Here is a 4,459-nt window from a genome sequence, read left to right as displayed (position 1 = left end):
ACCCGTTCCTGGCCCGCGAGCGTGCGCTGGCTGGCCAGGCCCTGGCCGACGGCGTGCCGCTGCTCGGGCTGTGCCTCGGCGGGCAGCTCCTGGCGCACGTCACGGGCGGCGGCGTCACGGCGCGGTCGGGCGAGACCGAGCGCGGCATGTGCGCGCTCACGATGCTGCCCGACGCCGCGGACGACCCGGTCTTCGGCGACCTGCCCGGCGTGCAGGACGGCCCGCTGTGGATGATCGAGAACCACGAGGACTCCGTGACGACGCTGCCGCCGTCGGCGACGCTGCTGGTGTCCAGCGACGTCTGCCGCACCCAGGCGTTCCGCGTGGGCGAGGCGGCCTGGGGCCTGCAGTTCCACCCCGAGGCACGGCCGGAACGGATCGCGACCTGGGACGAGGCCGCGCTCTCGGAGCAGGGCATCGACCGGGCCGTGCTGGCCGAGGCAGCGCTGGTGCACGCGGCCGAGAACGAGGCGCAGTCGCGTGCGCTGGTACAGGCCTGGGCGAACGTGGTGCACGCCGGCGCGAGGTAGGCCGTGACCGAAGCAGGGCGAGGATCGACGAGAGGACGAGCACGGACATGGTCTCGACAGGGACGCACAGCGACGGGGTGCCGGTGGTGGCCTACCGGGTGGCGCGGGCCTCGGGCGAGGTGCTCGCCGCGCGCCAGGACGACCTGGACTTCTACGCCGCCTCCACCGTGAAGCTCGCGGTGCTGGTGGCGGCCGCGCGCGCACTCGACGCCGGCACGGCGAGCCTCGACGAGACGTGCGTCGCGACCCGGACCTTCACCTCGCAGGTGCCCGGCGCGGGCGAGTACACGATCGAGCCCGACGACGTCGACGAGGGCCTGCCGCCCGACGGCACGCCGATGCCGCTGGGCGACGTCGTCGACCGGATGGTCACGGTGTCGTCCAACGAGGCGACCAACATGGTGGCCGAGCGCGTGGGCATCCCCGCCGTGAACCAGGTGCTGGCCGACGCCGGGGCCACGCGGTCGACCTTCGGCCGCAAGTACTCGGACCTGGCGGCCGAGAAGGCCGGAGCCTCGCACCGCACGACCGCGGCCGACCTCTGCCTGCTGATGTCCGCGCTGGTCACGGGCGCGCTCGCGGGTCCGGAGCGGACCGCCTGGATGTGCGAGCTGCTCGGTCGGCAGACGGACCGGCAGCTCACGGCCGCCGTCCCCCGCCGGGGCGAGCCGGGCGCCGTCCCGTTCGGCTCCAAGTCCGGCTGGGTGGACGGCATCCGGCACGACGTCGCCTTCGTGGGCGAGCCGGGTCCGGACGCCCTGGTGATCGCGGTGTGCACGCGCGGCTACGACGAGCAGGCCGCGGAGGAGACCCTCAAGGCGCTGGGCGCCCTGGCGGTCGCGCTCGCCTGACAGGTCGCGCTCGCCTGACGGGTCGCTCTCCCTGACGCGGGCTTCCTTCTCTACCCGTTCGCTCCTTCCCCTTCGAGGCCTAAGTTTCTTCGCTTTCGGCCGCCCGAAAGCGGAGAAACTTAGGCCTCGAAGGGGACAGGTCTCGCGGCCCCGACCGGCCGACGAGGGTTGCCTCCCGCATCCCCTTCCTATTGAATACAGGTGCAATAGTGGCGAGCCAAAGGGGGCGACGTGCTGACCACCAGTGCCGAGAAGGTCCGCGACAGCGGCCTCGCGCAGGTCGACCGCAAGGAGAACCTGCTCAACCAGGGCTTCTACCTCGTGCGTTCAGGCGTGCTGGCGCCGGGCCTGCGCGTGCACCGCGATGTGGCGGCCGTCTGGCAGCTCGTCACGTGGGGCCCGTCCATCGCCGGCGGCTACCGCGCCAGCACGGTCCGCGCCCCGCACCAGACGGCGTTCGCCGACGAGCAGCGCAGCGTGACCTTCCGCGAGCTCGACGAGCGCGCGAACCGCCTGGCCAACGCCCTGCGGGACCGCGGCGTCGGCCTCGGGTCGCCCGTCGCCGTGCTCTGCCGCAACCACGGCGGCCTGATCGAGGCCATGGTGGCCCTGGCGAAGCTCGGCGCGACCACGCTGCTGCTCAACTCCGGCCTCTCCCCCGCGCAGGTCTCCGCCGTCGCCGCCGAGCAGCAGCCGGTGCTGCTGCTCGCCGACCAGGAGTTCCTGGACCAGGGCCTCGACCTGCCCGCCGGCCTCGGCGTGCACACCACCTGGGCCGACGACGGCGCCCCCGACCTCGCCGCGCTCATCACGAACGGAGACCCGGCGCGGGTGCCCATCCCCGAGCGCCCCGGCCGCACCGTCGTCATGACCTCCGGCACCACGAGCACCCCGAAGGGCGCGCGCCGGCCGCAGCCGCACGGGCTGAGCGAGGCGGCGTCGCTGCTGTCGGTCATCCCGCTGCGGGCCGGCGACCGGATGATGATCTCCACGCCGATCTTCCACACCTGGGGGCTCGCGGCGCTGCAGCTCGGCATGGCGCTGCACGCCGAGCTGGTGCTGCCCCGGCGCTTCGACCCCGAGACGACCCTTCGCATGATCGCCGAGCACCGCGTGACCGCCCTGATCGCGGTCCCGGTGATGCTGCAGCGCATCCTCGACCTGCCGGCGGAGGTCAAGGCCCGCTACGACACGTCGGCGCTGCGCGTCGTCGCCTACTCCGGATCGGCCATGCCCGCCGACCGGATCACCCAGTTCCTCGACGAGTTCGGCCCGGTCCTGTACGGCCTCTACGGCTCGACGGAGGCCTCCTGGGCCTCCATCTCGACGCCCGAGGACCTCGCCGTGGAGCCGACGACGGCGGGCCGGCCCCCGCTCGGCACCCGCATCGGCATCCTGGACGACGCCGGCCGGCCGGTGCCCCGCGGCGCCGTCGGCCAGATCTGCGTGGGCAACGGCATGCTGTTCGAGGGATACACGAACGGCACGGGCAAGCCGATGTTCGGCGACCTGATGGCCACGGGCGACCGCGGTCGGCTCGACGACGAGGGCCGTCTCTACGTGCTGGGTCGCGCCGACGACATGATCGTCTCGGGCGGCGAGAACGTGTTCCCGCGCCCGGTGGAGGACGCGATCACGGCCCAGCCGGAAGTCGCCGACGTCGCGGTGTTCGGCATGCCCGACGAGCGGTTCGGCCACCGGTTCGCCGCGTACGTGGTGCTGCGCGAGGGCGCGACGCTCACCGCGGAGGCCCTGCTGGACCGGCTCCGGGCGGAGCTCCCGCGCTTCTCGCTCCCTCGCGACATCCACTTCCTGGACGAGCTTCCTCGCAACCCGACGGGCAAGGTCGTCCGCCGGGACCTGCCCTGACCTCCGGACACACTAACCGACCCATCGCCTTCGAGGCCTAAGTTTCTTCGCTTTGCGACGGCGCAAAGCGGAGAAACTTAGGCCTCGAAGGTGATCAGGTTCAGCCCAGCAGCGTACGGACCGCCCAGAGCCCCTCCGCCAGCTCCGTGAAGCTCGTCGACAGCGGCGACAGGCCCACCCTCAGGCCCTGCGGCGGGCGGAAGTCCGGGATCACGCCCCGCGCCCAGGCGTCCGCCACCACCCGCTTGAAGTCCGGGTGGTCGAGCATGACGTGGCTACCCCGGCGCTCCGGGTCGCGCGGTGAGGCAACGCGCACGCCGGGCAGGTGCTCGTCCGCGATCTCGATCGCGAAGCCGGTCAGCGCGAGCGACTTCGCACGCACGGCGGGCATGCCCGCCCGGTCGATCAGGGCGAGCATGTCCCGCATCGGCAGCATCCCGACGATCGGCGGCGTGCCGCTGATGAGCTGGCGGATGCCGGCCGCGGGCTCGTACTCGGGGCCCATCGCGAACGGGTCGGCGGCCCCCATCCAGCCCTGCACCGGCTGGCGCACCTCGCCCTGCAGGCCGGCGGCCAGGTAGGCGAAGGCCGGCGAGCCGGGCCCGCCGTTCAGGTACTTGTAGGTGCAGCCGACGGCGATGTCCACGCCGTCGGCGTCCAGGTCGAGCGGCACCGAGCCTGCCGAGTGGCACAGGTCCCACAGGACCAGAGCGCCGGCGTCGTGGACGACCCGTGTGATGGCGGGCAGGTCGGCGACATAACCGGACTTGAAGGCCACGTGGCTGAGCAGCACGAGCGCGGTGTCCGGCCCGACGGCGGCCGCCACCTCGTCGGGCGTGACGCCGGCCTCGGCGTCGGGCGCGATCCAGCGGATCTCGAGGCCACGCTCGGCCGCGATGCCCTGCAGCACGAACCGGTCCGTGGGGAAGTTCTCGGTGTCGGCGACGATCACGCGCCGCCCCGGCCGCGCGTCGACGGCGGCGCGGGCCAGCTTGTAGAGCAGCACGGTGGTGGAGTCGGCGACGACGGTCTGGCCAGGCGCCGCGCCCAGCGCAACCCGGCCCAGCTCGTCGCCGAGCTCGGTCGGCGCGTCCATCCAGCTCTCGTCCCAGGACCGGATCAGCCGCGCCGCCCAGGGCCCGTCGACGAACGACGCCAGCCGCTCGCGGGTCGCGGACAGCGGCCGGCCCAGCGAGTTGCCGTCGAGGT

General features: G+C 73.3%; 4 protein-coding genes. 3 read left to right on the top strand and 1 reads right to left on the bottom strand.

The window, feature by feature from the left end; genetic code table 11:
* The 3 genes from PROKR_RS30025 to PROKR_RS30015 form a co-directional block, all read left to right on the top strand.
* A partial coding sequence (locus PROKR_RS30025; protein ID WP_036971604.1) for a type 1 glutamine amidotransferase occupies positions 1-530 on the top strand: 530 nt, incomplete at its 5' end.
* Positions 531-577: 47 nt separating this feature from the next.
* Positions 578-1,381, top strand: coding sequence for a serine hydrolase (locus tag PROKR_RS30020; protein ID WP_036971601.1), 804 nt, complete (start codon positions 578-580; stop codon positions 1,379-1,381).
* Between the two features lie 231 nt (positions 1,382-1,612).
* Positions 1,613-3,250: an AMP-binding protein gene (locus PROKR_RS30015; RefSeq protein WP_036971598.1), complete on the top strand. Its 1,638-nt coding sequence runs from the start codon at positions 1,613-1,615 to the stop codon at positions 3,248-3,250.
* Positions 3,251-3,350: 100 nt separating this feature from the next.
* Here the strand turns inward: PROKR_RS30015 and PROKR_RS30010 are convergent.
* Positions 3,351-4,459 (bottom strand): kynureninase (locus PROKR_RS30010; protein ID WP_036971595.1); only part of this gene is annotated, 1,109 nt, incomplete at its 5' end.

Source organism: Promicromonospora kroppenstedtii DSM 19349 (genome assembly GCF_000515355.1).
GTDB classification, from domain to species: domain Bacteria; phylum Actinomycetota; class Actinomycetes; order Actinomycetales; family Cellulomonadaceae; genus Promicromonospora; species Promicromonospora kroppenstedtii.
Note: the sequence above shows the minus strand (reverse complement) of the source record. Positions and strands in the feature narration are given on the sequence as shown.